This is a genomic window from Cellulomonas sp. NS3 (genome assembly GCF_024757985.1).
Lineage (GTDB): Bacteria > Actinomycetota > Actinomycetes > Actinomycetales > Cellulomonadaceae > Cellulomonas_A.
On the sequence record NZ_CP103289.1, the window covers coordinates 1,513,848 to 1,540,417 of the forward strand.

General features: G+C 74.1%; 20 protein-coding genes. 9 read left to right on the forward strand and 11 right to left on the reverse strand.

The genetic code is table 11. The annotated features are described in order from the left end of the window. Positions 1-466: 466 nt before the first annotated feature. From NXY84_RS06975 to NXY84_RS06990, 4 genes are all read right to left on the reverse strand, one after another. On the reverse strand, positions 467-1,720 hold the full coding sequence (locus NXY84_RS06975) for an LCP family protein (protein ID WP_258726387.1): 1,254 nt from the start codon (positions 1,718-1,720) through the stop codon (positions 467-469). Between the two features lie 125 nt (positions 1,721-1,845). After that, positions 1,846-2,841: a dTDP-glucose 4,6-dehydratase gene (gene rfbB / locus NXY84_RS06980; protein ID WP_258726388.1), complete on the reverse strand. Its 996-nt coding sequence runs from the start codon at positions 2,839-2,841 to the stop codon at positions 1,846-1,848. Between the two features lie 81 nt (positions 2,842-2,922). After that, complete coding sequence (locus tag NXY84_RS06985; protein WP_258726389.1) at positions 2,923-3,993, reverse strand: glycosyltransferase family 2 protein; 1,071 nt, start codon at positions 3,991-3,993, stop codon at positions 2,923-2,925. Further along, positions 3,990-5,084 (reverse strand): glycosyltransferase, encoded by a 1,095-nt coding sequence (locus tag NXY84_RS06990; RefSeq protein ID WP_258726390.1) that lies wholly within the window; start codon positions 5,082-5,084, stop codon positions 3,990-3,992. The genes NXY84_RS06985 and NXY84_RS06990 overlap by 4 nt, the downstream gene beginning before the upstream one ends. Before the next feature lie 252 nt (positions 5,085-5,336). On the opposite strand from NXY84_RS06990, the gene NXY84_RS06995 reads away from it, so the two are divergent. From NXY84_RS06995 to NXY84_RS07010, 4 genes are all read left to right on the forward strand, one after another. Continuing rightward, positions 5,337-6,257 carry a class I SAM-dependent methyltransferase gene (locus tag NXY84_RS06995; RefSeq protein WP_258726391.1) on the forward strand — a complete coding sequence of 307 codons (921 nt, stop codon included), beginning with the start codon at positions 5,337-5,339 and terminating at the stop codon, positions 6,255-6,257. A 124-nt stretch (positions 6,258-6,381) separates the two neighbouring features. Continuing rightward, entirely contained in the window at positions 6,382-7,224 is an 843-nt protein-coding gene (locus NXY84_RS07000) for an ABC transporter permease (protein WP_258726392.1), read from the forward strand. Next, on the forward strand, positions 7,221-8,432 hold the full coding sequence (locus tag NXY84_RS07005) for an ABC transporter ATP-binding protein (RefSeq protein WP_258726393.1): 1,212 nt from the start codon (positions 7,221-7,223) through the stop codon (positions 8,430-8,432). The genes NXY84_RS07000 and NXY84_RS07005 overlap by 4 nt, the downstream gene beginning before the upstream one ends. A 17-nt stretch (positions 8,433-8,449) precedes the next feature. Further along, a complete protein-coding gene (locus NXY84_RS07010; RefSeq protein ID WP_258726394.1) occupies positions 8,450-10,942 on the forward strand; it encodes a glycosyltransferase in 2,493 nt (830 codons plus the stop codon). A gap of 90 nt (positions 10,943-11,032) precedes the next feature. On the opposite strand, the gene NXY84_RS07015 is transcribed toward NXY84_RS07010, so the two are convergent. After that, positions 11,033-13,819 carry an N-acetylmuramoyl-L-alanine amidase gene (locus tag NXY84_RS07015; protein ID WP_258726395.1) on the reverse strand — a complete coding sequence of 929 codons (2,787 nt, stop codon included), beginning with the start codon at positions 13,817-13,819 and terminating at the stop codon, positions 11,033-11,035. 230 nt (positions 13,820-14,049) lie between these two features. Between NXY84_RS07015 and NXY84_RS07020 the strand changes: the two genes are divergently transcribed. Together NXY84_RS07020 and NXY84_RS07025 are read left to right on the forward strand one after the other, a co-directional pair. Beyond that, positions 14,050-14,604 (forward strand): hypothetical protein, encoded by a 555-nt coding sequence (locus NXY84_RS07020; RefSeq protein WP_258726396.1) that lies wholly within the window; start codon positions 14,050-14,052, stop codon positions 14,602-14,604. Beyond that, the gene (locus tag NXY84_RS07025) at positions 14,601-16,976 is read left to right on the forward strand and encodes a hypothetical protein (protein WP_258726397.1); all 2,376 of its coding nucleotides are present in this window, start codon (positions 14,601-14,603) and stop codon (positions 16,974-16,976) included. The genes NXY84_RS07020 and NXY84_RS07025 overlap by 4 nt, the downstream gene beginning before the upstream one ends. Before the next feature lie 83 nt (positions 16,977-17,059). Here the strand turns inward: NXY84_RS07025 and NXY84_RS07030 are convergent, their stop codons facing one another. After that, on the reverse strand, positions 17,060-18,133 hold the full coding sequence (locus tag NXY84_RS07030; protein WP_258726398.1) for a glycosyltransferase family 4 protein: 1,074 nt from the start codon (positions 18,131-18,133) through the stop codon (positions 17,060-17,062). Positions 18,134-18,344: 211 nt separating this feature from the next. Between NXY84_RS07030 and NXY84_RS07035 the strand changes: the two genes are divergently transcribed. Then, positions 18,345-19,472: a glycosyltransferase family 4 protein gene (locus tag NXY84_RS07035; protein WP_258726399.1), complete on the forward strand. Its 1,128-nt coding sequence runs from the start codon at positions 18,345-18,347 to the stop codon at positions 19,470-19,472. 76 nt (positions 19,473-19,548) lie between these two features. Here NXY84_RS07035 and NXY84_RS07040 read toward each other — a convergent pair whose 3' ends face one another. Then, on the reverse strand, positions 19,549-20,181 hold the full coding sequence (locus tag NXY84_RS07040; protein ID WP_258726400.1) for a dTDP-4-dehydrorhamnose 3,5-epimerase family protein: 633 nt from the start codon (positions 20,179-20,181) through the stop codon (positions 19,549-19,551). Between the two features lie 117 nt (positions 20,182-20,298). Here NXY84_RS07040 and rfbD point away from each other — a divergent pair, with 117 nt between their 5' ends. Next, a complete protein-coding gene (rfbD, locus tag NXY84_RS07045; protein WP_258726401.1) occupies positions 20,299-21,144 on the forward strand; it encodes a dTDP-4-dehydrorhamnose reductase in 846 nt (281 codons plus the stop codon). Between the two features lie 108 nt (positions 21,145-21,252). Here rfbD and NXY84_RS07050 read toward each other — a convergent pair whose 3' ends face one another. Then, positions 21,253-21,630, reverse strand: a complete 378-nt coding sequence (locus NXY84_RS07050) for a DUF2304 domain-containing protein (RefSeq protein WP_258726402.1) — start codon at positions 21,628-21,630, stop codon at positions 21,253-21,255. Continuing rightward, positions 21,627-22,367: a glycosyltransferase family 2 protein gene (locus NXY84_RS07055; protein ID WP_258726403.1), complete on the reverse strand. Its 741-nt coding sequence runs from the start codon at positions 22,365-22,367 to the stop codon at positions 21,627-21,629. The genes NXY84_RS07050 and NXY84_RS07055 overlap by 4 nt, the downstream gene beginning before the upstream one ends. Before the next feature lie 147 nt (positions 22,368-22,514). Between NXY84_RS07055 and NXY84_RS07060 the strand changes: the two genes are divergently transcribed. Beyond that, entirely contained in the window at positions 22,515-24,098 is a 1,584-nt protein-coding gene (locus tag NXY84_RS07060; protein ID WP_258726404.1) for a DUF2142 domain-containing protein, read from the forward strand. Positions 24,099-24,182: 84 nt separating this feature from the next. Here NXY84_RS07060 and NXY84_RS07065 read toward each other — a convergent pair whose 3' ends face one another. Next, positions 24,183-25,451: a hypothetical protein gene (locus tag NXY84_RS07065; RefSeq protein ID WP_258726405.1), complete on the reverse strand. Its 1,269-nt coding sequence runs from the start codon at positions 25,449-25,451 to the stop codon at positions 24,183-24,185. Next, positions 25,448-26,503: a glycosyltransferase family 2 protein gene (locus tag NXY84_RS07070; protein ID WP_258726406.1), complete on the reverse strand. Its 1,056-nt coding sequence runs from the start codon at positions 26,501-26,503 to the stop codon at positions 25,448-25,450. The genes NXY84_RS07065 and NXY84_RS07070 overlap by 4 nt, the downstream gene beginning before the upstream one ends. Positions 26,504-26,570: the final 67 nt, after the last annotated feature.

Sequence of the window (26,570 nt, forward strand, 5' to 3'; positions counted from 1 at the left end):
CCGCCCCGCGACGACGACGGGCTCGTCGCCGGCCGGACGGCGGCCCGCGGTGGGCGTCGCGGGCCGGACGGCGGCCGGGCGGCCGGGCGTCCCGGGCCGGTCGGCGCGCGGGGGTCGGCGTGCGCACGGGCGCCGGGCGGGCGTCGTCACGGACGCCGGCTCGGCCGGGGGCCTGCCGGTTGCCGTCGCTCGGGGTGGGCGGCGCCGGCCGCGAGGTGCGCGGCGGCGCCGGTCGCGACGGTCGTCCCGGGGTGCGCGTCCCGCCCCCGACGGCCACCGCGTCCCCGGCGCTCGGCGGCCGGGCCGGGCCTGCGCCGGGCGCGAAGCTGGGCGGGGTCGCGGGGCCGGAGCCGTCGCGCTGCGGCGCCCGGCCCGGCGTGCCGGGCGTCAGGGGGCGGGCCGAGCCGCCGGTGCGGGCGCGCGAGCCGCGGCCCGTGGGCTTCTCATCGGAGGTCATGGCACCCGCTCACGCCGGACCGCACACGTCGCTGACCGCGGCGGTCAGCGGGGCGTCCTCGGACGGCTCGGTCACGGGGGGCGCGGGAGCCGTCTCGGGGACCTCGGGCGCCGTGGTGCCCGGGTCCGCCGGTGCCGTCGCCGCCGGGTCGGCCGGCACCGCCGGGTCGGGGACCTCGGCCGGGACGAGCGGCAGGTCGGCCGCCATGTTCGCCCAGATCTGGTCCGCCTCCGACGTCCACTCGACGCGGTTCGGGTCGCTCCTGGCGGCCGCGAACGGGATGGTCATGAAGGTGATGTTGCCCGTCGAGACGTTCTGGAGGCTGAACGCGAGCCCCGTCATCGCCGGGATCGACGCGAGCTCGGGGTTCGCGGTGACCGAGCTCGTCGCGGCGTTGAGGAACTGCACGAGCTGCGGCACGTCGGTGAGCAGGCTCTTGGACAGCACCGTCCGCACCGTCGCGCCGAGAAGCTTCTGCTGGCGCACCAGGCGGTCGGTGTCCGAGCCGTTGCCGAGTCCCTCGCCGGTGCGGGCGCGCGCGTAGGCCAGCGCCGTCGACCCGTCGAGCACCTGCTCGCCCGCCGTGAGGTCGAGCCCCGCCTTCGACGACCGCATGTCGTTGGGGATGCACATCGGGATCCCGCCGAGCGCGTCGACCATCCCGATGAAGCCGGCGAAGTCGATCACCACGTAGTGGTGGATGAACACCCCGGTGTTCGACTCGACCGTCTGGATCGTGCACGCCGCCGCGTCGGACGCGAGCCCGGTCTTCTCGGAGCCGATCGAGAACGCCGCGTTGAACTGCCCGAACTGCGCGCGCGAGGAGGAGCCGTCCGAGCGCGCGCACGCCGGGATGTCGACGAGCGAGTCACGGGGGATCGAGACGAGCTCGACACGCGACCGGTCGGCCGAGATGTGCAGCACGATCGTGGTGTCCGAGCGCATGCCCTCGACCGCGCCGCCGATCTCGGCGTTCGCCCCGTCGCGCACGTCCGAGCCCATCAGCAGGATGTTCACCGCCTGGCCGGCGTTCGGGTCGTCCGGGTCCGGCGTCGGGGTCGGGCGGTCGCCGAGCAGCTCGGTGACGTCCTGGGACTGGATGTTGCTCTGCAGCTGGGTGTACGCCGCGGCCATCCCCGAGCCGGCGAACGCGAGCAACGCCGTCGTCGCGAGCGCGATCCCGCGCAGGACGCCGTGGCTGCCGTGCGTGCGGGCGTGCCGGACCGCGCGGGGGCGCGACGAGGCTGCGTGGCGGATGGTCACCTCAGCAGGATAGGAGGGCGGTCCGGGGGGAGGGGGGACCAGCGTGTCGGGCGCGGTGGAGGATCTGTGCAGATGCACTCCCGGGGAGGTGGCTCACCGTGGGGCGGGGAGCCACCTCCTCGGGGTCAGCGACCGAGCTGGGCGTACTTCGCCTCGGTGGCGTCCTTCTGGGGACGCCACCACGCCTCGTTCTCGCGGTACCAGGCGATCGTCGCCTCGAGCCCGGCGCGGAAGTTCTCGTACCGCGGCGTCCAGCCGAGCTCGTCGCGCAGCTTCGTCGAGTCGATCGCGTACCGCAGGTCGTGCCCGGGGCGGTCGCTCACGAGGTCGTAGGCGTCGCGCGGCTGCCCGGTGAGCTCGAGGATGAGCTCGACGACGGCCTTGTTGTTCTCCTCGCCGTCGGCGCCGATGAGGTACGTCTCGCCGATGCGGCCGCGCTCGATGATCGCCCAGACCGCCGAGTTGTGGTCCTCGACGTGGATCCAGTCGCGCACGTTCTCGCCGGTGCCGTAGAGCTTGGGGCGGATGCCGTCGATGACGTTCGTGACCTGGCGCGGGATGAACTTCTCCACGTGCTGGTACGGGCCGTAGTTGTTGGAGCAGTTCGACAGCGTCGCCTGCACGCCGAACGACCGGGCCCAGGCCCGGACGAGCAGGTCGCTCGCGGCCTTCGTCGAGGAGTACGGGCTCGACGGGTTGTACGGGGTGTCCGGCGTGAACTTCGCCGGGTCGTCGAGCTCGAGGTCGCCGTAGACCTCGTCCGTCGAGATGTGGTGGAACCGGGTCCCGTGCCGGCGGACCGCCTCGAGCAGCGTGTACGTCCCGATGACGTTCGTCTGCACGAACGGCCACGGGTCGTGCAGCGAGTTGTCGTTGTGCGACTCGGCCGCGAAGTGGACGACCACGTCGGCGTCGCGGACCAGGGAGTCCACGAGCTCGGCGTCCGCGATGTCGCCGCGCACGAACGTGACCGCGTCCGCGACGGGCGCGAGGCTCGCCTCGTCCCCGGCGTAGGTGAGCGCGTCGAGCACCGTCACCTGGACGTCCGGGCGCTCGCGGACGGTCTGGTGGACGAAGTTGGAGCCGATGAAGCCGGCTCCGCCGGTGACGAGAAGACGCACGGGTAAACCTCCAGGATCGACGTTCGCTGGAGGGAGTCTAGTGAGGCGCCCGCCGAGCACGGGCCGTTCGTGCGACGCGGCTCACGCGCGGTAGCCCCCGGTCGCCCGCTCGGGCGGGGCGACCAGCAGCGCCTCGACCTGCACGCGGGGCACCCGGGCGCTGCGCCCGATCCGGCGCCGCTTGCGCAGCGTCGGGGGCAGCATGACCGCCGTCGACGCCAGGACGCGCAGCCGCGTGCGGACGAGCGGCCACGGCTGCGAGCGGCGCACGGCGATCGACGCCGTCGTCAGGACGTAGCGCCCGAGCGCGCGCAGCGCGAGCGGCCACGTCGCGTCCTTGAGGAGCATGAGCAGCCGGTTGCGGCCGTCGTGGAACCGGAACACCTCGCTGCCCTCGCGGGTCGAGGCGGCGTGGCGGTGCCGCACGACCGCGTCGGGGCAGTGCTCGACGCGGTACCCGGCGAGCCGGAGCCGCCACGAGAGGTCGGTGTCCTCGTAGTAGAGGAAGAAGTCCTCGTCGAACGTCCCGACGTCGCGCAGCGCGCTCGTGCGCAGGATCGCCGCGGCACCGCAGAACCCGAAGACCTCGCGCTCGGGCCGGTGCGTCGAGGCGTCCTCGAGCCACCCGCGGTCGACGCCGAAGCCGTCACGGCGAACCACGTTGCCGGTCGAGTTCACGAGCGTCGTGGTGCCTCGGGCGTCCCGCACGTACTCGCCGGACGGGCCCGAGACGCGCGGCTCGTGCTCGTCGGGTCCCGCGGGCCGGAAGCGGTCCGCGAGCAGGACGGTCGCGGTGAGGGCCGCCACCTCGCGCGGCGCCTGCTGCAGGCCCCGCACGAGCGCGGCCACGAAGCCGGGCTCCGGCACGGCGTCGTTGTTCAGCAGCACGACGTAGGGCGACCGCACGTCGTCGAGCACGAGGTTGTTGCCGCCCGCGAACCCGGTGTTGACGGCCGAGCGGACCAGGCGCACCTCCGGGTGCGCACGGGCGACCGCGTCCGCCGTGCCGTCCGCGGAGGCGTTGTCGACGACGACGACCTCGGCGCGCACGCCGTCCAGGTGCTGGCCCGCGAGCCCGTCGAGGCAGTCGAGGACGAGGTCGACGCCGTTGTACGTGACGGTGACGACCGTCACGTCGGGCGTGCTGCTCATGCCGCCAGGTACGCGTCGACGGTCAGGTCGGCGCACCGCGACCAGCTGAAGCGCTCCGCCCACGCGCGGCGCTCCCGCCGTGACGCGTCGTCGTCGGCGTCGCGCAGCACGGCGCCCAGCGCGTCGGCGAGGGCGTCGGCGTCCTCCGCCGGCGCGGTGCGCGCGTGGCGTCCGCCGACCTCGAGGAGCGCCGGGGCCCGGGACGTCACGACGGGGCGTCCGGCCGCCAGCGCCTCGACGACGGGCAGCCCGAACCCCTCGTCGAGCGACGGGAGGACGAGCGCACGCGCCCCCGCGACCAGGGTGCGCAGGTCCGCGTCGGGGAGCCACCCGGTGAGGTGCACCCCGGGCCGGCCGGCGAGCGACGTGTCCCGGCCCGCCGGCCCGGCGAGGACGAGGTCCGGGGCGTCGGTGTCGTCGGCACGGAGGCGCGCGTGCGCCTCGAGCAGCACCCGCAGGTTCTTGCGGGGGTCGAGGGAGCCGACGAAGACGAGGTAGTCGTGCGGGAGGGCGCGGTCGTCGAGCCACGTGGCGGACGGCGGCGCGACCTCGAACCACACCGGGTCGACGCCGAGCGGGGTCGTGCTGACGCGGTCGGCACCGAGCGAGTAGTGCTCGCGCACCGCGTCGGCGACCGCGTCGCTCGGCACCAGGACGTGCGCGCCCCGTCGGAGCGCGCGCGGGACCAGCTCGGCGTAGCGCAGGCTGTCCGCGCTCACGGTGCTCGCGTGCAGGGCGTAGGTGAGGTCGTGCACCGTGACCACCTCGCGCGCCGCGCGGGTCGGGGGCGAGACGAAGTTGGTCCCGTGGAACACGTCGGTGCGCCCGACGAGCGACTCGACGCGGGGCCGGTCACCGCGGCTCCAGAGCGCCCGCAGAACACGCGCGGGTACGCGCGGACCGACCTGCCGGACCCCCGCGGGCAGGTCGGTGAGCCGCCCGCCCCGCGCCGTCCAGGTGGTCACGCGGACCGCGCCCTCCGCCCCCCGCCGGGCGAGCGCCCCGGGGAGCTGGGCGACGAGGTGAGCCGTGTACCGCCCGATCCCGGTGCGCGTGCCCAGCAGCGGTGTGGCGTCGAGCGTGATCAGCACCGGGTGATGGTCTCACGCACCCCGCCCGGGTCCGGTGTCCACCCCCGGCCCGGTGCCGGACGCGACCCGACCGAGTGGTCCCCATGCGTCACCCGATGCGCGTATCGTGCGTGTCGCGAGGCAGGGTGTGACAGGCAGCGACGTGCCGACGGGCGGGCACCCGGGGGGGCGACCGGGCACACCGTGCCGCTGCCCCGGCACAGCACGCACGTGCACCGGGAGCCCCAGCACCCGCTCACCGGAGGCCAGGTCATGCCGACATACGACACCGCCGTCGATCCTGCGGCGGAGAACAACTCGCACGCGCTCATGCTCCGCCTCGTCGGCGGCGGCAAGAAGGTGCTCGACGTCGGCTGCGCGACCGGCTACCTCGGCCAGGCCTTCATGGCGAACGGCTGCTCCGTCAGCGGCGTCGAGCTCGACCCCGAGGCCGCGGAGCGCGCGGCGAAGATCCTGGACGAGGTCGTCGTCGCCGACCTCGAGGACGTCGACCTCGTCGGGCACTTCGGGCCGGGGAGCTTCGACGTGGTCGTGTTCGGGGACGTGCTCGAGCACCTGCGCGACCCCGAGCGGCTGCTCCGCCGCGCCGTCGGGCTCCTCGCGGACCGCGGGTCGGTCGTCATCTCGATCCCCAACGTCGCGCACGCGGACCTGCGGCTCTCGCTCCTGCAGGGGCGCTGGGAGTACTCGGACCGCGGGCTGCTCGACCGGACCCACGTGCAGTTCTTCACGCGCCGCACGCTCCTCGAGATGCTGCGCCGTGCCGGCCTGGCCGCCGTCGAGGTCCGGTCCACGGTCGCACCGCCGTTCGGCACCGAGCTCGGGGTCGACCCCGCGGCGCTCCCGGACGGCGTCGTCGACTGGGTCCGCGCGCAGCCCGACGCGGACGTCTACCAGTTCGTCGTGCGCGCGGTGCGGGACGACGCCGAGGCGGCCGTCGACCGTGTCGTGACCCAGCTCGAGGAGACCCGTGAGGCGCTGAGCGACGCCGCCGCGGAGCTCGCCGCCAAGGAGGCGGAGGTCGCGCGCCTCGCGGCCGAGCTCGCGCGCAGCGAGGACGCCCGGCAGACGGCCGACTCGACGCTCGGCGCCGTCCTGGACAGCCGGTCGATGCGCGCGCTGCGTCGTCCCAAGCAGGTCTACGGGTGGGTGCGCAGCCGCACGGAGCGCTGAAGCGGAAGGGGGCACGCGTCCGGTTCGCATAGGATCGGCCCATGCTTCCTCGAGACTTCTCCGGGCGTGCGCGCGACCGCGCTGCCTCGACCCCGCTGACGTCCTCCGGCGCGGCCGACGCCCTGTGAGGGACACGCTCGCGACGCGTCGGACCGCGGAGCTGCTCCGCAACCTGACCATGCGTGAGGTCAAGGGGCGGTACAAGCGCACGGCGCTCGGCAACCTCTGGTCGCTGATCAACCCGCTCGCGACGATGGCGACGTACACGCTCGTCTTCGGCGTCTTCATGCGGGTCCAGATCGACCCGAGCCCGACCGGGCTCGACGTGTTCGCGCTGTGGCTCATGTGCGGGCTGATCCCGTGGACGTTCTTCTCGACGGCCGTCTCCACCGGGCTCACGTCCGTCGTCGCGAACGCGAACCTCGTCAAGAAGGTGTTCTTCCGCCGCGAGGTGCTGGTCGCGTCCTCGGTCTTCGCGCTCGACGTCACGACGATGGTCGAGTTCGGCGTGCTGATCCTCGCGCTGCTGCTGTTCGGGCAAATGGTGCTGCCGTGGATCCCCGTCGTGCTCGTGCTGCTGGCGCTCCTGACCGCGCTGGCGCTCGGCCTCGGGCTCATGCTCGCCGTGGCGAACGTCTACTTCCGCGACACCCAGCACTTCGTCGCGATCCTGTTCCAGATCTGGTTCTACGCGACGCCGATCATCTACCCGATGCGGCTCGTCGAGGAGGCACAGGTCAAGCTCGACGCGAGGCTCGCCGAGTGGGACCTGTCGTTCCCGCTCGTCCAGCTCTGGGAGCTCAACCCGCTGCTGCACTTCGTCAACGCGTTCCGCGCGGTGCTGTACGAGGAGTCGTGGCCCTCGTGGGGCGACTGGGCCTGGTGCGTCGGCTCGGCCGCGGTCGTGCTGCTCGTCGGCTGGCGCGTCTTCCAGAAGTTCGAGCCCCGACTGGCGGAGGAGCTGTGACCCGCTCGATCGTCGTCGACGACGTCTCCAAGCGCTTCCGCATGTACAAGGAGCGCAACCAGTCCCTCAAGGCCTCGCTCATGCGCGGCCGCCGGGCGAAGTACGACGAGTTCTGGGCGCTGCGCAACGTGGGGTTCGAGATCCCGACGGGGTCGACGTTCGGCCTCATCGGCGAGAACGGCTCGGGCAAGTCGACGCTCCTGAAGTGCCTCGCCCGCATCCTGGTGCCCGACACCGGCTCGGTCGAGGTCACCGGCTCCGTCGCCGCGCTGCTCGAGCTGGGCTCGGGCTTCCACCCGGAGCTCACGGGCCGCGAGAACGTCTACCTCAACGGCTCGATCCTCGGGCTCAGCAAGAAGGGGATCGACGCGCGGTTCGACGAGATCGTCGACTTCGCGGGCATCGAGCAGTTCATCGACCAGCCCGTGAAGAACTACTCGTCGGGCATGTACGTGCGCCTCGGCTTCTCCGTCGCGATCAACGTCGACCCGGACATCCTGCTGGTCGACGAGGTGCTCGCGGTCGGTGACGCGGCGTTCCAGGCGAAGTGCATGGAGAAGTTCGCCGACTTCCGCGCCGCCGGCAAGACGGTCGTCATCGTCAGCCACGCCATGGGCACCATGCGCACCATGTGCGACCACGTCGCGTGGCTCGACCACGGTCGGCTCGTGAGCGCGGGGCCCGCGATGGCCCTCGTCGACGACTACCTGGACGAGACCCGCACCGACCGGGTCGAGGTCGCCCCCGACGAGGAGCGCGAGCAGGGCCGCCACGGCAGCGGCGAGGCGGTCGTCGAGCGCGTCGAGCTGCTCGACGGCGCGGGCCGGGCGACCACGTCGGTGCGCACCGGCGACTCCATGACGTTCCGGGTCCACTACACGGCGCACAGCCCGATCGAGCGGCCCGTGTTCGGGCTCGCCCTCGAGAACATCGACGGCGTGTACGTGTGGGCCCTGCACACGCGCGACGCCGGGCTCGAGATCGCGTCCATCGACGGCTCGGGGTACATCGACTGCACGGTGCCGCGCGTGCCGCTGCAGCCGGGCACGTTCGACCTGGTCGCGTCGGTCGTGGACTGGACGACGCAGCACACGTACGACCTGCGCAAGCGCACGGTGAGGTTCGACGTCGAGGCGGGAAGCCCTCGCGAGTCCGGCGGGATCGTGGCGATGGGGGCCGACTGGTCCCCGGTCAAGGGGGAGAAGTGAGCACGAAGAGCTCAACGGTGACGACCCGTCCGGGCGTCGTGTCGGTGATCCTCGTCAACTACAAGGGCGCCGAGGACACCATCACGGCGCTGCGGGCGTTCGAGCAGGTCGAGTGGCCCGCCGAGAAGCTCGAGCTCGTGGTGGTCGACAACCACTCGCAGGACGGCAGCATCGAGCGGATCCGCGAGGCGGTGCCCCACGCGAAGGTCATCGACGCCGGCGGCAACACCGGGTTCGCGGGCGGCTGCAACCTCGGCGTCTCGCACTCGAGCGGGGAGTACGTCGCGTTCCTCAACAACGACGCGCGTCCCGGCGCGCAGTGGATCTCGGCCGCGGTCGCGGAGCTCGAGGCGGACCGCTCGATCGGCGCCGTCGCGAGCAAGGTCCTCGACTGGGACGGCGGGCACATCGACTACGTCGACGGCGCGCTCACCTGGTTCGGCATGGGGTACAAGCGCGAGGTCGAGAAGCCGGACACCGGCGAGTGGGACGTCCCGAAGGACGTGCTGTTCGGGACCGGCGCCGCGATGTTCATGCCCGCGGCGCTGTTCCGCGACGTCGGCGGCTTCGACGAGCGGTTCTTCATGTTCTACGAGGACGTCGACCTCGGCTGGCGCCTCAACCTCCTCGGCTACCGCGTGCGGTACGTGCCGGGCTCGGTCGCGTACCACAAGCACCACGTCACGATGAAGAAGTACGGCAACTTCCGCGAGACGTACCTGCTCGAGCGCAACGCGCTGCTGTCGATGTACAAGAACCTCGACGACGAGTCGCTCGCCCGCGCGCTGCCGGCCGCGATGGCCCTCGCCGTGCGCCGGTCGTTCGCGCGCGCCGACGTCGACACGACGTCGCTCGACCTGCAGCGCTCGCCCGGGAACGACGACATCGGCGTCCTCGAGCTGCCGAAGATGGCGCTCACGGGCCCGTACGCGATCGACTACTTCGTCGACCAGCTCGAGTCGCTGCACGACAGCCGCCGCGAGCTGCAGGGCGCGCGCCGGCGCAGCGACCGGGAGCTGTTCCCGCTGTTCCGCGAGGCGATGGAGCCGGCGTACGCGATCGAGAGCTACCTCGAGGCGCACCGCGTGCTCATCAAGGCGTTCGACATCACGTCGCACTTCGTCGCGCGTCAGCGCGTGCTCGTCGTCACGGGGGAGCCCCTCAAGGCGCAGATGGCAGGTCCGGCGATCCGTGCGTGGGAGATCGCCCGGGCGCTGGCCCCGGAGCACGACGTCCGGCTCGTCTCGACCGCGGGGTGCTCGACGTCGCACCCGGACTTCGGCGTCGAGTACGTGCACGGCCAGAAGCTCGTGGACGCGACCGGGTGGGCCGACGTCATCATCTTCCAGGGGTTCCTGCTCGAGGCGGCGCCCTGGCTCAAGACGAGCTCGAAGGTCGTCGTCGCCGACATCTACGACCCGATGCACCTCGAGCAGCTCGAGCAGGCGAAGGACCTCGGTCCCGGCGGCCGCCAGATGGCGGTACGCGAGACGACGCGGGCGCTCAACGAGCAGATCGCGCGCGCCGACCTCATGCTCTGCGCGTCGGACAAGCAGCGCGACTTCTGGCTCGGTCAGCTCGCCGGCCAGGGCCGCGTGAACCCCGCCGTGTACGACCAGGACGAGACGCTGAACTCGCTGCTGACCGTCGTGCCCTTCGGGATCTCCGACGGGGAGCCGCAGCAGGCGCGCCACGGGATCAAGGGCACCGTCGAGGGGATCGGGCCGGACGACAAGGTCATCCTCTGGGGCGGCGGCATCTACAACTGGTTCGACCCGCTCACGCTGATCCGAGCGGTCGACAAGCTGCGGGTCGGGCGGCCCGAGGTGCGCCTGTTCTTCCTCGGCCTCAAGCACCCGAACCCCGGGGTCCCGGACATGCGGGTCGCGTGGGAGACGCGCCAGCTCGCCGACGAGCTCGGCCTGACGGGCACGCACGTGTTCTTCAACGAGGGCTGGGTGCCGTACGACACGCGGGCCGACTACCTCCTCGACGCCGACGTCGGCGTCTCGACGCACTTCCAGCACATCGAGACGTCGTTCAGCTTCCGCACGCGCATCCTCGACTACCTGTGGGCGACGCTGCCGATCGTGGCGACGAGCGGTGACACGTTCGCCGACCTCATCCGCGACAACGAGCTCGGCATCGTCGTGCCGCCCGAGGACGTCGACGCACTCACGGCCGCGCTCGAGCAGATGCTGTTCGACGACGAGGCCTCCGCGCGCGTGCGCGAGAACGTGCGCGCGTTCGCGGAGTCGTACCGCTGGTCGAAGGTGCTGCAGCCGCTCATCGAGTTCTGCCGCGACCCCCGGCGCGCGGCGGACCTCGTCACACCGATGCGGGAGTCGTCCCGTCGCGGACTGATCCCGCCGCCGCCCCCGGCGATCTCCGTGCGGGGCGACCTGGCGCTGCTCCGCCAGTACCTCGAGGCCGGCGGCCCGAGCGAGGTCGTCCGCCGGGTGCGCGGCCGCGTCCGGCGCGTGGTGCGGGGGACGTCGACGCCCGCGTGACGGGGTGCACCGGGGTCGGTGCAGGTGGGAAGAGAACGAGGGCCGTCGCGGTGTCGCGACGGCCCTCGGCTCGTGTGTGCCCCTGGGGTGTCAGCTGGTGAGGGTGCGGCAGCCGAGGAGGGTGTGGGGGCCGGTCCCGGTGTTGATGCCGTAGACGCAGACCTGGTGGGTGCCGGGTGCCACGGGGCGGGTGTGGGCGTACCCGGTGGCCGGGCCGGACCCGAAGACCGCGGCCACGTCCGGGCGGGGACCGTCGGCGGTGACCGCGGCACCGACCCCGTCGATGTAGACGTGGGCCTGGGTGGGGGCGGTGGTGTCGGGGTCGAACGTCCACCCCGACACGCTCAGCTGGCCCCCGGTCACGCTCAGCCCCTCGATCACCCCGACCGGGGCCCGGTCCGGGGTCGCGGTGATGGACCGGCACCCGAGCAGGGTGTGCGGGCCGGGACCGGTGCTGATCCCGTACACGCAGACCTGGTGGGTGCCCGGGCCCACGGTGCGGGTGTGGGCGTACCCGGTCCGGGGACCGGCCCCGAACACCGCCGCCACGTCCGGGCGGGCACCGTCGGCGGTGACCGCGGCACCGACCCCGTCGATGTAGATGTGCGCCTGGGTGGGTCCGGTGGTGTCCGGGTCGAACGTCCACCCCGACACGCTCAGCTGGGTCCCGGACAGGGTCAGCCCCTCGATCACCCCGACCGGGGCCCGGTCGGGGGCCACGACCACGCTGCGGCACCCGAGCAGGGTGTGCGGGCCCTTGCCGGTGTTGATCCCGTACACGCACACCTGGTGATCACCCGGGGCCAGGGTCCGGGTGTGGGCGTACCCGCTGGCCGGACCCGCCCCGAACACCGCCGCGACGTCCGCGCGCGGACCGTCGGCCAGCACCGCCGCACCGACCCCGTCGATGTAGATGTGCGCCTGCGTCGGACCCGTCGTGTCCGGGTCGAACGTCCACCCCGACACCGACACCTGCGTCCCCGACACCGACACCCCCTCGATCACCCCCACCGGAGCACGGTCGAGCGCGACCCCGATGCTGCGGCACCCGAGGAGGGTGTTCGCCCCGCCGGCGGTGTCGATGCCGAAGACGCACACCTGGTGCTCGCCGGGCGCCACGTCGCGGGTGTGGCTGAACCCGTGCAGCGGACCGGTGCCGTAGGCCGCGGCGACGTCAGGGCGCGAGGCGTCGGCGAGGAGCGCGACGCCGACGCCGTCGATGTAGACGTGCGCCTGCGTCGGTCCGGAGGTGTCCGGGTCGAAGGTCCACCCCGACACCGTCACCTTCGTCCCGGAGACCGTCAGCCCCTCGATGACCCCGATCGGCGCGCGGTTCACGGTCCCGGTGACCCGGATCTCGCGGCACCCCAGGATCACGTCGGAGCCCTCGCCGGAGTTCAGCGCGTGGACGCACACGTTCTTGACGCCCGGCTCGCTCGGCACGACCACGGAGAAGCCGTGCGGGCCGACGTCCGGGCGCGGGGCGGTCGCGGGCGTGCGCGTGCGCACCCCGTCGATCTCGACGTCGACGCTGATGGGGCTGCTGGTCCCCAGGTCCGCCGCCCAGCCGGCGACGACGACCCGGCGCTCGCCTCCGGCGAAGGTCTCGATGTTCCCATACGGGGACTGCGCCAGCGTCGGGTTCACGAGGTCCGTGACGCGGGCGCGGATGGCGCCGAGCTGGTCGTACAGCGCCTGGCCCGGGCAGGAGGTGAGCTGGGCGTCGCGGTGCGCGTAGACGGTCGAGAACGTGACGACCGTGCCCTCCGGGTACTTGGAGGCGCCGCCGCCCGACGTGAGCACCGCCGAGCCGTTCCCGGGGATCCGGTGGAACTGGAACTTCCACGCGATGACGCGGCTGATGGCCTCGACCATGGCCCCCGTGGGAGCCGTCGCCGAGTAGTCGCCGATCGCCGAGACGCCGATCGTCCGGCTGTTGAAGCCACCGGTGTGGACGCCGACGACGGGCTTGTCCATGCCGCCGCCGCGGCCCTCGAACACGCGCCCGAACCGGTCGACGAGGAAGTTGTAGCCGATGTCGCACCAGCCGCGGCCACCGTCGGCCTCCGGGCGGGTGTGGTACGCGAGGAACCCTCGCAGGATGCCCGGGACGGCGTCGGCGGAGTAGCCGTTGGCCGAGGCGGTGTGGTGCACCGCCGCGGTCTCCATGGTCCCGTACGAGGGCGCGCACGTGACGAGCGACTCGTCGGCCCCCCACTGCGCGCGGCTGTAGATGCCGGGGCTCGAGACCGCCGCCGGGACGAAGGCGGCGTTCGCCGCGCGCGTCGGCGCGGGGTCGGTGCCCGGGTCGATGAGGACGACCTTCAGGCCGCTGACCTCGCCGTCGGCCGCGTCGGCCCAGACCTGGATCCCGTCGGCGTCCGGGGCGACGATCGCGTCGGTCGCGTCCCGCCGCACGCCGTCCTCGACGTCGGCGGACCCCGTGTCGGCCTGGATGTCGCTCGCGCCGACCGCCTCCCAGGCGGACCACGCGTCATCCACGCGGACCCGGTACCGGATGACGACGTCCTCGACGGCCGGGTCGCGGTCCCACGAGACGCCGGCGACGGAGAACGGGGTGCCAACGATCTCCTCGGACAGCACGTCCGGCGTCTGCGTCTCCTCCGTCTGCGCCTCGCCGGCGGCCGTGGGCGGGAACTCCTCGGTCGGGAGCGGCGCCTCCTCGGGGAGCGCGTCGAGCGTCGGCTCGTCGACCCCGCTGAGGTCGTGCTCCTCCACGGTGAGCGGGTCCGACACGATCTCGTCGGCGGCGGCCGGGCCCGTGGGGACCGCCGTGCCGATCAGCAGGACGGTCGCAGCGACGAGGGCGGCGCGCCGGCGCGCGGGCCGGACGGCGCGGGGAAGACGTGTGTGCACCCTCACAGCATCACTCCGTCGAGCCCGGAGCAACAGGCACCACGCCGCACGAGTCGACGCGCTCACGTCCAGGCTCCGGACACGTCCCGACGAGGCCGCGATGACGAACCCGGACGTTCCACCGCACATCGGGCGGCCGGCCGCCGGACACGCCCACGCACGGCCTGACCAGCGCTTTCGCGGGTTACCGTGAATCCCGACCATCCCCGCACGACGTGAGGCCACCTTCGATGCACCGCCCCCCACGCCCTGCTCTGGCACGCCGGACCGCCGTCGCGGGCGTCGTCGTCCTGGCCCTCGCCGGCTGCACGTCACCCGGCGACGCGTCGCCGTCAGCACCGCCCACGACGAGCCCTCCGAGCCCGTCTGCGTCCTCGTCGCCGAGCAGCTCGGCGGACGGCGAGGCACCGGGCGCGGGTACGCCGTCCGCGCCGTCGGACGGCGGCGCGGACCCGGCTCCGACGACGGGCACCGACGGCCAGGTTCCCGGTGCGGTCGAGGTCCTGATCACGTTCGCCGGGTGGAACCCTGGCACGGCCGAGGCGGAGGTGGGCGGGTACGCGGGCGTCGTCGAGAGCGGCGGCACGTGCACGCTGCGCCTGACGAACGCCGGCCAGGTCGTGGAGGCGTCCGCCGAGGCGCTGCCCGACGCGAGCAGCACGAGCTGCGGCGCCGTCACCGTCCCGGGGGCCCGGCTCACGAGCGGCACCTGGACCGCCCAGCTGACCTACACCTCGCCGACGTCGACGGGGACCTCCGCGAGCACCGAGGTCGTGATCCCGTGACGACCCGGTCCCACGTCCTCGGCAGCGCTCGCCGCGCAGCCCTCCTCCTCGCCGCCGCGGTCGCGGCCGTCGGGGCCGTCGCGGTCCTCGCGCTGCCGGCACCGCCGGCCGCCGCGGCGGACCTCTCGCGGTTCGACCCCGGCTACATCATCTCGGACGAGAACTTCTGGGACGCGGGTGCGATGGATGTCGCCGGCGTGCAGGCCTTCCTGAACGCGCGGGGCGCGTCCTGCACCGGTGGCTCCGACGGCTCGGCCTGCCTCAAGAACGTCCGCACCGACACCAACACGCGTCCCGCGGACGACCGGTGCCGAGGCGGGTACACCGGGCGGTCCGGCGAGAGCGCCGCCGAGATCGTCGTCCGTGTCGCCCAGTCGTGCGGCGTCAGCCCCCGCGTCCTGCTCGTGACGCTCCAGAAGGAGCAGGGCCTGGTGACGACGACCGCGCCCACCGCCGGGAAGTACCGCGCCGCCATGGGGTTCGGGTGCCCGGACACCGCCGCGTGCGACTCCAAGTACTACGGCTTCTTCAACCAGGTGTACCAGGCGGCCTGGCAGTTCCGGAGCTACGCGCTCACGCCGACGCGGTGGCAGCACCGCGCGGGGGTCGTCAACAACGTCCGCTTCCACCCCGACGCCGGCTGCGGGACCTCGGCCGTGCTGATCCGCAACCAGGCGACCGCGGGGCTCTACAACTACACGCCGTACCAGCCGAACGCCGCCGCCCTCGCCGCCGGGTACGGCACCGGGAACGCGTGCTCGGCGTACGGGAACCGCAACTTCTTCGCGTACTACTCCGACTGGTTCGGCAGCCCGAACGGCGTCCCGCCGATCGGTGTCGTCGACGCGGTGACCGCGAACAACAGCGCCATCACCGTCCAGGGCTGGGCCCTCGACCCGGACACGACCGACCCGATCGGCGTCCACGTCTACGTCGACGGCGTGGGCACGGCGCTCGTGGCGGACGCACCCCGACCCGACGTCGGGGCGGTCCACGGCCGCGGCGACCGGCACGGGTTCAGCCACACCTCGCCGCAGGCTCCCGGGCGTCACACCGTCTGCACGTTCGCCATCAACGCGGGCCCGGGCGCCAACACGCTCCTCGAGTGCCGCGACGTCGTCGTGCCCGACGCGGTGCCGATCGGCGGCGTCACCTCGGTCACCACGACGGGGACCTCGCTCACGATGACCGGCTGGTCGCTCGACCCGGACACGTCGGCCCCGAACCAGGTGCACGTGTACGTCGACGGCGTCGGCCGCGCGCTGACCGCCGACCAGCCGCGCCCCGACATCGCCGCGGCGTACGGCCTCGGCGACAAGCACGGCTTCACCTTCACGACCGACCTGGCGCCGGGCGCCCACCAGGTGTGCGTCTTCGGCATCAACACCGCCGCGGCCGCCCACACCCTGCTGGACTGCCGCACCGTGACGGTCGGCGCGGACCGTGCTCCGGTGGGGGTGATCGAGGGGGTGTCGGTGTCGGGGACGCAGGTGTCGGTGTCGGGGTGGACGTTCGACCCGGACACGACGGGTCCGACGCAGGCGCACATCTACATCGACGGGGTCGGTGCGGCGGTGCTGGCCGACGGTCCGCGCGCGGACGTCGCGGCGGTGTTCGGGGCGGGTCCGGCCAGCGGGTACGCCCACACCCGGACCCTGGCCCCGGGTGATCACCAGGTGTGCGTGTACGGGATCAACACCGGCAAGGGCCCGCACACCCTGCTCGGGTGCCGCAGCGTGGTCGTGGCCCCCGACCGGGCCCCGGTCGGGGTGATCGAGGGGCTGACCTTGTCCGGGACGCAGCTGAGCGTGTCGGGGTGGACGTTCGACCCGGACACCACCGGACCCACCCAGGCGCACATCTACATCGACGGGGTCGGTGCCGCGGTCACCGCCGACGGTGCCCGCCCGGACGTGGCGGCGGTGTTCGGGGCCGGTCCCCGGACCGGGTACGCCCACACCCGCACCGTGGGCCCGGGCACCCACCAGGTCTGCGTGTACGGGATCAGCACCGGTCCCGGCCCGCACACCCTGCTCGGGTGCCGGTCCATCACCGCGACCCCGGACCGGGCCCCGGTCGGGGTGATCGAGGGGCTGAGCGTGACCGGGGGCCAGCTGAGCGTGTCGGGGTGGACGTTCGACCCCGACACCACCGCCCCCACCCAGGCCCACGTCTACATCGACGGGGTCGGTGCCGCGGTCACCGCCGACGGTCCCCGCCCGGACGTGGCCGCGGTCTTCGGGTCCGGCCCGGCCACCGGGTACGCCCACACCCGCCCCGTGGCACCCGGCACCCACCAGGTCTGCGTCTACGGCATCAACACCGGGACCGGCCCCCACACCCTCCTCGGCTGCCGCACCCTCACCAGCTGACACCCCAGGGGCACACACGAGCCGAGGGCCGTCGCGACACCGCGACGGCCCTCGGCTCGTGCACGGCGCTGGGCGCCCGGCCGTCAGACCAGCTCGGCGTACACCTCGGCCGTCGCGCGCGCCGCGACCTCCCAGGTCAGCGCCCCGGCCTGCGCGAGCGCGAGCGGCGCGAGGTGCTCGCGGTCCCGCAGCACCGAGACGAGCGCGGCCCCGACCGCCTCCGGGTCCCGTGGCTCGACGGCGACGCCCGCCGCCCCGACGAGCTCCTGCATCGGGGTGCGCACCGACGTCACGACCGGCACGCCGTACGCCATCGCCTCGACGACCGGGAGCCCGAAGCCCTCCGCGAGCGAGGGGTAGCAGAAGGCCGCCGCGCCCGCGTACGCGGTGGCGAGGTCCTCGCGGGAGAGCCGGCCGAGCCAGTGGATCGCGGGGTCGTCCTGGCCTGCCCGGCTCTGGTCGCCCCAGCCCGCGGGACCGACGAGGACGAGGTCGAGCGAGGGGACGGTCCGGCGTGCGTGCGCGAAGCCGGCGAGGACCCCGGGCAGGTTCTTGCGCGGCTCGTGCGTCCCGCACCACAGCACGTACGGGCGGGTGAGCCCGTGCGTGCGGCGGAACCGCTCGAGCTGGTCGGCGCCGACGGGGGGCATGTCGACGCCGTGGGGCACGAGCCGGACCCGTGCCTCGTCGAGGCCCTCCGCGACGCACGCGTCGCGCGTGAGGGAGGACGGGACGACGACGAGGTCGGCCTCGCGCCGCACCCGCTCGAGCGCGCGCCGGAAGTACGCGACGCCGCGCGGTGTGAACGTCTCCGGCTCGGTGAGGAACGCGAGGTCGTGCACCGTGACGACGAGCGGCCGGCGCGTCGGGGGGACGGCCCACGTGGTCGCGTGGACGACGTCGACCGGTCCGCGCGCGAGCGCCTCGGCGCGGGGACGCCCGAGCCGGTTCCACGCCTCGTACAGCGCCTGCCGCGGGAGAGGTGCGTGGTCCAGCCGGTCGAGCGTCGGCGCGAAGTCCGGGTCGGGTGCACCGGCGTGCCGCGCGGCCACGCCCGCGACCTCGAGGTCCGGGAACGGCGCGAGCGCCTCGGTGAGCCTCGCGATGTAGGTGCCGGACCCGCCGGGCGCCGCGTGCCAGCACTGCTCGACGGTCATCGCGACCCTCGTCGTGCGGTCCACGGTCACCGCGGCGCTCCGGCGGGTCGGTACGATCGTCGCTGCGTCGCGCCGGCCGGCTCCCGCCGTCGACGACGGGGGCTCGAGGGCGCGGAGATCACGGCCGGGAGTCTAGCGCCGGGCCTCGCACGACGTCCGCGCCCGGGACGGCCCGGGCACGAACGGACCACGACGGCGACGAGGAGCAGACATGCGCGTGCTGGTGGACGCGACAGCCATCCCGGCGGACCGGGGCGGTGTCGGTCGCTACGTCGACAACCTCCTCCCGGCGGTGGCGGCCCTCGGCGTCGACCTCGCGGTCGTCTGCCAGGCGCGGGACGTCGCGTCGTTCGCGCAGGCGCTGCCCGGTGCGGAGATCGTCGCGGCACCGGCCGCGGTGGACCGCCGACCCGTCCGCCTCGCGTGGGAGCAGACCGGACTTCCTCTGCTGGCGCGCCGGCTGCGGGCCGACGTCCTGCACTGCCCGCACTACACGATGCCGCAGGTGGGCAGCACCCCGGTCGTCGTGACGCTGCACGACGCGACCTTCTTCAGCCACCCGGAGCTGCACGGGGACGTCAAGCGGCGGTTCTTCCAGACGTGGACGAAGGTGGCCGTCCGCCGCGCGGCGACGCTCGTCGTCCCGTCGGAGGCCACCGGGCGCGAGGTCCGGCGCTTCGCGGGAGGCGACGAACGGGCGTTCCACGTCGCCTACCACGGGGTCGACACCTCCGTCTTCCACCCCGTCCCGCCCGAGGAGCGCGAGCGCGTGCGGGCCACGCTCGGCCTCGACGGCTGGCGGTACATCGCCTTCCTCGGCACCCTCGAGCCGCGCAAGAACGTCCCGGCGCTCGTGCGCGCCTGGGTCGGTGCGGTGCGCGACCTGCCGGAGCCGCCCGTCCTCGTGCTGGCCGGTGGACCCGGCTGGGACACGGGGGTCGAACCGGCTCTCGCGGCCGTGCCGGCGGGGCTGGACGCGCGTCGCGCCGGCTACCTGCCGCTCGACGACCTGCCGGGCTTCCTCGCCGGCGCCGAGTTCGTCGCGTACCCGAGCCTCGGGGAGGGCTTCGGGCTCCCCGTCCTCGAGGCCATGGCGTGCGGGGCCGCGGTCCTGACGTCGCGGGAGCTCTCGCTCCCCGAGGTGGGCGGCGACGCCGTCGCGTACACCAGCCTGGACGACGAGGGCATGAGCCGCGCGATCGGCGACCTGCTCGCGGACGCGGAGACCCGTGCCCGGCTCGCGACCGCCGCGACCGCGCGCGCCGCGGGCTTCACGTGGGACGTCAGCGCCCGCCGGCACGTCGAGGCCTACGAGGCCGCCGTCGCCACGCGCGGCTGAGCCGGGGACGGCGCCCGACGACCTCGCCCGGTGACCTGTCGGGTCGCCGGACGAGGTCGCGCGGCGCGTGGCGCGCTCAGGCGCCGGTCGAGCCGCCGCGGAGCGAGCGCACGTACGCCTCGACCTCGGCGGCCTGGGGCAGTGCGCCGGCGGCGAGCGCCTCCTGCAGCGAGGGGGCGGCCGCGTCCTTGGGCGACAGCAGCGGCTCGAGCGGGGAGCCGTCCCGCGCCGCCGTCGGCCACGCGATCGCGAGGTCGGGGTCGAGCGGGTGCACGCCGTGCTCACGCTCCGGCGCGTACCCCTCGGAGCAGAGGTAGGTGACGGTCGACCCGTCCTGCAGCGAGCAGAACGCGTGGCCCACGCCCTCGGGCAGGTAGATCGCGCGCCGGTCCGTGTCGTCGAGCAGGACCGAGTCCCATGTGCCGAACGTCGGGGACCCGACGCGCAGGTCGACCACGATGTCGAGCACCGCGCCGACGGGGCACGTCACGTACTTGGCCTGGCCGGGCGGCACGTCGGCGTAGTGCACGCCGCGCACGACGCCCGCGGCCGAGACGGACAGGTTCGCCTGTGCGAGCCGGAGCGGGTGCCCGACGGCGTCGACGAACTCCTTCTCCTTGAACCACTCGAGGAACACGCCTCGGTCGTCACCGAACTGCCGCGGTGTGATCTCCCACGCGCCCGGCACCGCGAGCTCTCGGAGCTCCATCTGTCCACCTCATCCTCGTGTCCGCCCTGCCTACCGACCTCGGTACCCTAAGGGGCGCCGTCGCGAGCCGCTGTGGCCGACCGCCACGTCGAGACGTCGCAGAGGGAGCAGATCTCTGTGCGTTGGCTGGTCACCGGTGCGGCCGGGATGCTCGGGACCGATCTGGTCACCACGCTGCGGGCGCGGGACGTCGACGTCACCGCCCTCGCGCGGGACGAGCTCGACATCACGGACCACGACGCCGTGCACGCCGCCGTGGCCGGTCACGACGTCGTCGTGAACTGCGCGGCGTGGGCGAACGTCGACGCCGCGGAGGAGCAGGAGCCCGCGGCGTTCGCCGTCAACGCCACCGGGCCGCACGCGCTCGCCCGGAGCGCGGCGCTGCACGGCAGCCGGCTGGTGCACGTCTCGACGGACTACGTCTTCGACGGCAGCGCCACGAGCCCGTACCCGGAGGACGGCCCGATGGCGCCTCGGTCCGCGTACGGCCGGACGAAGGCGGCGGGGGAGTGGGCCGTGCTGGCCGCGGACCCCCGGCACCTCGTGGTGCGGACCGCGTGGCTCTACGGCGCGCACGGCGGGTGCTTCCCCAAGACCATCGCGCGCGTGGCGCAGGAGCGCGGCGGACTGGACGTCGTCGCGGACCAGGTCGGGCAGCCGACGTGGACCGTGGACCTCGCCGAGCTGGTGGTCGCGATGGTCGAGGCGCAGGTGCCGGGCGGCGTCTACCACGGCACGTCCGCCGGCGAGGCGTCGTGGCACGCGTTCGCCCAGGCCGTCGTCGCTGCCGCCGGGCTGGACCCGGAGATCGTCCGGCCGACCACGAGCGCGGAGTTCGTGCGCCCCGCGCCGCGCCCGGCGTACTCGGTGCTCGGGCACGAGCGCCTGCGCGCCGCGGGCGTCGCGACGATCGGCGACTGGGCCGGCCGGTGGGAGGCCGCCGCGCCGGCCGTCCTCGGCTGACCGCGGCCCTCCGGGGCCGTCAGGGCGACGGGTGCCGTCGCGCGGGTGCAGGCGCACCCAGCCGGAGGTGCGGGTCCCGCGGGCGGCCGTACGGGGCCGCCCGCGGGATCAGAGCGTGGCGTCCGGCGGGGTGCCCGTGCGCGACTGCCCGAGCGCGTCCTCGATGTCGAGCCGCAGGAGGGCGACCTCCTCGGCGACCGTCCGAGCCTGGTCCTCGATGCGCGACAGCTCCGTGGACAGGTGGACGCAGACCACGAGCAGCACGACGAACGCGGACGCGAAGAGCAGGTTGACGGGCGTCGTCACACCGACGAGGTCCGAGACGCGCGCCGCGAGGCCGGGGAAGATCGCGAGCACCACGTTGGCCACCGCCAGGGCGATCCAGATGCCGGCGTACTTCTCGCGGATCTTCCGCGTCCGCAGGAGCCCGAAGATGATCGCGGCGACGACGGCGCACGCGACGACCGCGAACCCGTAGCCGCTCATGCGGCGCTCCGGTCACGGACGGCACCACGGGGCCGCGTGAGGGCGACGACCATCGCCAGCATCGCGCGCACGAGGAACACGGCGGCGCGGACAGGGCTGTGCGACGGGGTCCCGCCGGCGCGTGGGCGCATCTCGACTCCGACCTGACGGATCCGGAGCCCGGATCGTGCGGCGATGACGAGGGACTCGATCGTGTCCCCCAGGTACTCGGCAGGGTAGTCCGCGGCGAAGCGGAGGATCGCCGACCGGTTGCAGGCCTTGAAGCCGGACGTTGTGTCGGTCAGCCGCGTCCCGGACACGCGCGAGAGCACGGTCGACAGGAACCACATCGTCCCGCGGCGGGCGCGACCCACCGTGTAGGTCCCGACGCCGGCGAAGCGCGCGCCGATCACGACGTCGGCCTGACCGTGGCGCAGCGGCTCGAGGAGGTCCGGGACGGCGGCCGGGTCGTGCTGGCCGTCCGCGTCGAGCTGGACGGCGAACTCGTAGCCGCGTCGCTCGGCGAAGCGGTAGCCGGCGCGCATCGCGCCGCCGACCCCCAGGTTCACCGGCAGCTCGAGGACCCGGGCACCGGCCTCGCGTGCCACGTGCGAGGTCCGGTCGGTCGAGCCGTCGTTGACGACGAGGACGTCGGCCTCCGGGACGCGGCTCTGGACCTCGGCGACGACGCCGCCCAGGGTCACCTCCTCGTTCCACGCAGGGATGATGATGAGCACGGTCGAGGGCTGCTGCGGCACGCGTGCACTCTACCGAGGGCACGGTGCCTTCTCGGCCCGGTCCGGGTGCCCGGCCGTCCCGGACGTGCACGTCCGCGGGACCGGACGCTGCCCCACGGCACCCGGCGCGTGCCCCGACGGCGGGTGCGCCGCTGGTAGGGTGCCCGGGTGAATCTGGGTGCTCTGCGGAGCCGTCACGGCCTGCTCGCGAAGGGGCTCGGCGCCCTCTTCCTCCTGATGGCGCTGGGGACGTGGGCGGTGGCCTCGCCGGTCGGCGCGTCGCCCGACGAGGACTACCACCTGGTGAGCATCTGGTGCGGCCAGGGGCTGCGCGACGGCGTGTGCGAGGCGGCGGACATCCCGCAGGCGCGCACGATCCCGCACGCGCTGCTCGAGTCGCCCTGCTACAACTTCCACCCCGAGACGAGCGCGCAGTGCCAGGCGGCGAAGTACGCCGTCGACGTCCAGGAGATGGTGCCGACCGAGCGCGGCAACTTCGTGGGGGACTACCCGCCGGTCTTCTACGCGGCGATGAGCGTGTTCGTCGGCGACGACATCTCGCTCTCCGTCATCGTGATCCGCCTCGTGAACGCGCTCGTGTTCGTCCTCGTGCTGGGCGCGGTGTACGTCGCGTCGGTGCCCGGGCTGCGGCGTGCGCTCCTGCTCGGTACCGCGGTCACCGCGGTGCCCCTCGGGATGTTCCTCGTCCCGTCGGCCAACCCGAGCAGCTGGGCCATCCTGGCCGTGCCGTCGTTGCTCGTCGCGGTCCTCGGCTACGTCACGACGGACGAGCGCCGCCGGCGGTGGCTGCTCGGCGGTCTCGCCGCCCTCGCCGTGCTCCTCGGTGCCGGCGCGCGGGGCGACGCCGCCATGTACTGCGCCGTCGCGGTCGGAGCGGCGCTCATCCTCACCTTCCGTCCGGACCTCCGCTTCGTGCATCGCGCCGCGTACCCGGTCGTGCTCGCGGTCGTCTCGGTCGCCGCCTTCCTGTCCGCCGGGCAGTCGAGCGCGGCCGGTGGCGCCGAGGCACCTCCGCTGACCGTCGGCCGCATCATGGAGCTGATGACGACCGTCCCCGAGCTGTGGGTGGGCGGCCTCGGGTACTGGGAGCTCGGCTGGCTCGACACCGTGATGCCCCCGCTCGTCTGGGTGCTCTGCTGGGGGATGTACGCAGCTGTCGTGTACGCCGCGATCGGGTACGCCGGCCTGCAGCGAGGGCTCGCGATCTCCGCCGTCGCCCTGGCGCTCTGGCTCGTCCCCGCCTACATCCAGTACCTCTCGGGCGCCCCGGTGGGCGCGTACGTGCAGCCGCGGTACATCCTCCCGCTCGTGACGCTGCTCGCCGTGACAGCCCTCGTGCGCCTCGACGGGCAGGCGTTCCGCGTCTCGCCGGCGCAGCGCTGGATCCTCGTGGCGGCGCTCTCGGTCGCGAACGCGACGGCGCTGCACACCAACATCCGGCGCTACGTGACGGGCAGCGACGTCGGGGGCCCGGACCTCGACGAGCGGATCGAGTGGTGGTGGGGCGGCCCGGTGTCCCCGCTCTCGCTGTGGTTCCTCGGCGCCGTGGCGTTCGCCGTCGGGCTCGCCCTTGTCAGTGCGGAGCTCGCCCGGGACGCGCTGGCGCGGGGGACGGCCGACGAGGCCCCCGCCGAGGAGGCGTCGACGCAGCGGCCGCAGCCTGCGGGCCCGGCGGCGCACGAGGCCGACGAGGACGCGACCGTGGAGCCCGCGCGCACCGCACGCGGCTGAGCTCCGCCGGCGCCGGCGCGGGCGGGCGCTGTTTCGCCGGGCGCCCACGCCCCGGCAGGACCGGCGTCTCCGAGCAGGCGCCGGCTACCCGGCGCCCGAGGTCCTGGCCGGCGCCGCGGTCTGCGACCAGAGCGCCGGCAACGCCCACGCCAGCGCGGCCAGCGGCCCGACGAGGGCGCCGACGGCCGTCGTCGCGACGACGTCCAGGTCGCTGACGGTGAGCCACAGCGCGGTGCTCCCCGCGGCGACCGCCCACGCCCCGATCATGTGCCGGTAGGCGGACAGCGCGACCAGCGCGGCCGAGAGCAGCAGCACCCAGGCGAGGAGGCACGAGGAGGCCACCAGCAGGCCGACGGCCAGCCCCTCGACGTCGTACTCGTCGGTGTACACGACGCGGACGACCCACGGGCCGACGAGCGCACCCACGAGCCCGCCCACGACCGCGAGCAGGACGGCTCCGCCCGTCCCCAGGACGAGCATGCGTCGCAGCGGGGAGGGAGCGCCGTCGCCCTGTGCGCTCCACCGGACCACCGCGGGCACCGCGAGCGCCTGGATCGGGGACACGAGCAGCAGGGGGATGCGGGACACCGTGAGCGCGGCGAAGACGGCGCCGCCGGCGGCACCTGGCGGGGTGTCGGTCAGCGCGGTGACCATCGTCGGGTAGCCGGTGATGACGCTCGCGGTCAGGGCGGCCGCCACCATGAGCGAGGCGGCCCGGCGCAGCGCCGGGCCGAGGGTGCGGACCTGAGGGCGGCCCAGCGGGACGACGGACCCGAGGCGCCGCGCCCACAGGACCCACGCGAACGACCCGACCCCGACGGCCACGGCCGCGGTGGGCAGGGTCAGCCCGACCGCGACGATGATCACGAGCAGGAGAACGAGCCGGGACAGCGCCTCCGCGACGACGAGCCCGGCGTACTGCCCGACCTCGTCCGAGCCGATCAGGACGCCGCGCACCGCGAACTGGACCGCGAAGCCGAACGCCGCCACGACCACGACGAGGCCGATCGTGCTCTCCGGGTCGCCGTAGAGGCGGGAGGCGACGGGGGGCAGCAGCGTGAGCGCCGCCGCTCCGACGGCGAGGACCGCGGCAGCCGCGGTGACGGTGCCGGTCGACGGGCCGGTCTCGGTCTCGCTGTTCGCCGCCCGCCGGGCCGACTCCTGCTCGATCGTGGACAGCGAGCTGCCCAGCCCGAACAGGACGCCCCAGAACGCGACGAACAGCCCGAACGAGGCCGGGTCGAGCACCTTGCCCACGAGGGCGAGGAGCGCGTAGCCCGCGAGGCTCGCGACACCGATCGCGACGCCGATGCCGGCGACGCCCGACCCCGCTCGCAGGCGCGGCACCCTCATCCGCGGCGCCGCGCGCGCACGACCCGCGCGGCGGCGAGCGCGAGTCCCCGCAGGACGCCCGCGCCGAACACCGGGACGAAGACCGGCGTGAGCGTCGCGGCGGCACGCACCTCGTACGCGGAGCCCCCGACGGCGCGCACGGTGGCCGGGACGGCGACGAGCACCGCCGCGACGCCGGCCGCGCCGAGCCTGGGCCGGCGCACGGCAGCCACCGCGGTCAGGGCGCCGACACCGAGAGCCGCGAGGAGCGCGCGCCGCACGACCCCGGGCTGCCCGAGGTACCCGTCGACGAACGTCGTCCCGCGGAAGTACGCCTGCCGCACGAACCCGCGCGCCCCGGTCTTGCCGTGGTAGCGGAAGCTGAAGTCGGGGGAGAGCCAGATGCGCTCCTGGCTCGCCACGTAGCGCAGCAGCCGGGTGTCGTCGCTCGCGAGGTGGGCCTCGTCGTACAGCGAGTCGAAGCCCTGCACCGCGTCCTGCAGGAGGCTCCGGCTGAGGAGCAGGCAGCCGGTGCCCTTCGGGTAGTAGTCGAAGTCCTCCGACCCGAAGGACACGAGGCGCGGCCGCGCGGTGTAGCGGCGCCAGCCGATCTTCACGAGACCCGACCAGAACGCCGCGAACGCGTTGCCCTGCGTCTCGACGTCGACGTGACCGCACCACACCCGCCGGTCCGGGTTCGCCGCCACCTGCGCGCGGAGCCACCGCAGCGAGTCGGGCTGGACGATGACGCGGCTGTCGAGCAGCAGCACCCACGGCTCGCGGGCGGCCTCGACCCCCGCGCCCCGCGCGGCGAGGCGGCCCGCGTTGGCCTGGTGCAGGACCCGGATCCCGGTCGTGCGTGCCAGCGCGTCGAGCACCTCGGGCGTGCCGTCGGTGCTGCCGTCGTCGACGGCCACGACGTCGAGCGTGAGGCCCGCGGCGGTGCCGGCGGCGAGGAGGGCCTCGACCGCGGTGCGGACCCACACCTCCTCGTTGTAGACCGGGATCACGACGCTGAGCGCGTCGAGGGGTCCCGGGGCGGCGTCCGGTGCGGTGCTGTGCTGCGCGTTCACGCCGGGCAGCCTATCGCCGGGCCGGGTGCGTCCGGGCACGTCCGGGCACGTCAGGGACTGGCCGTGA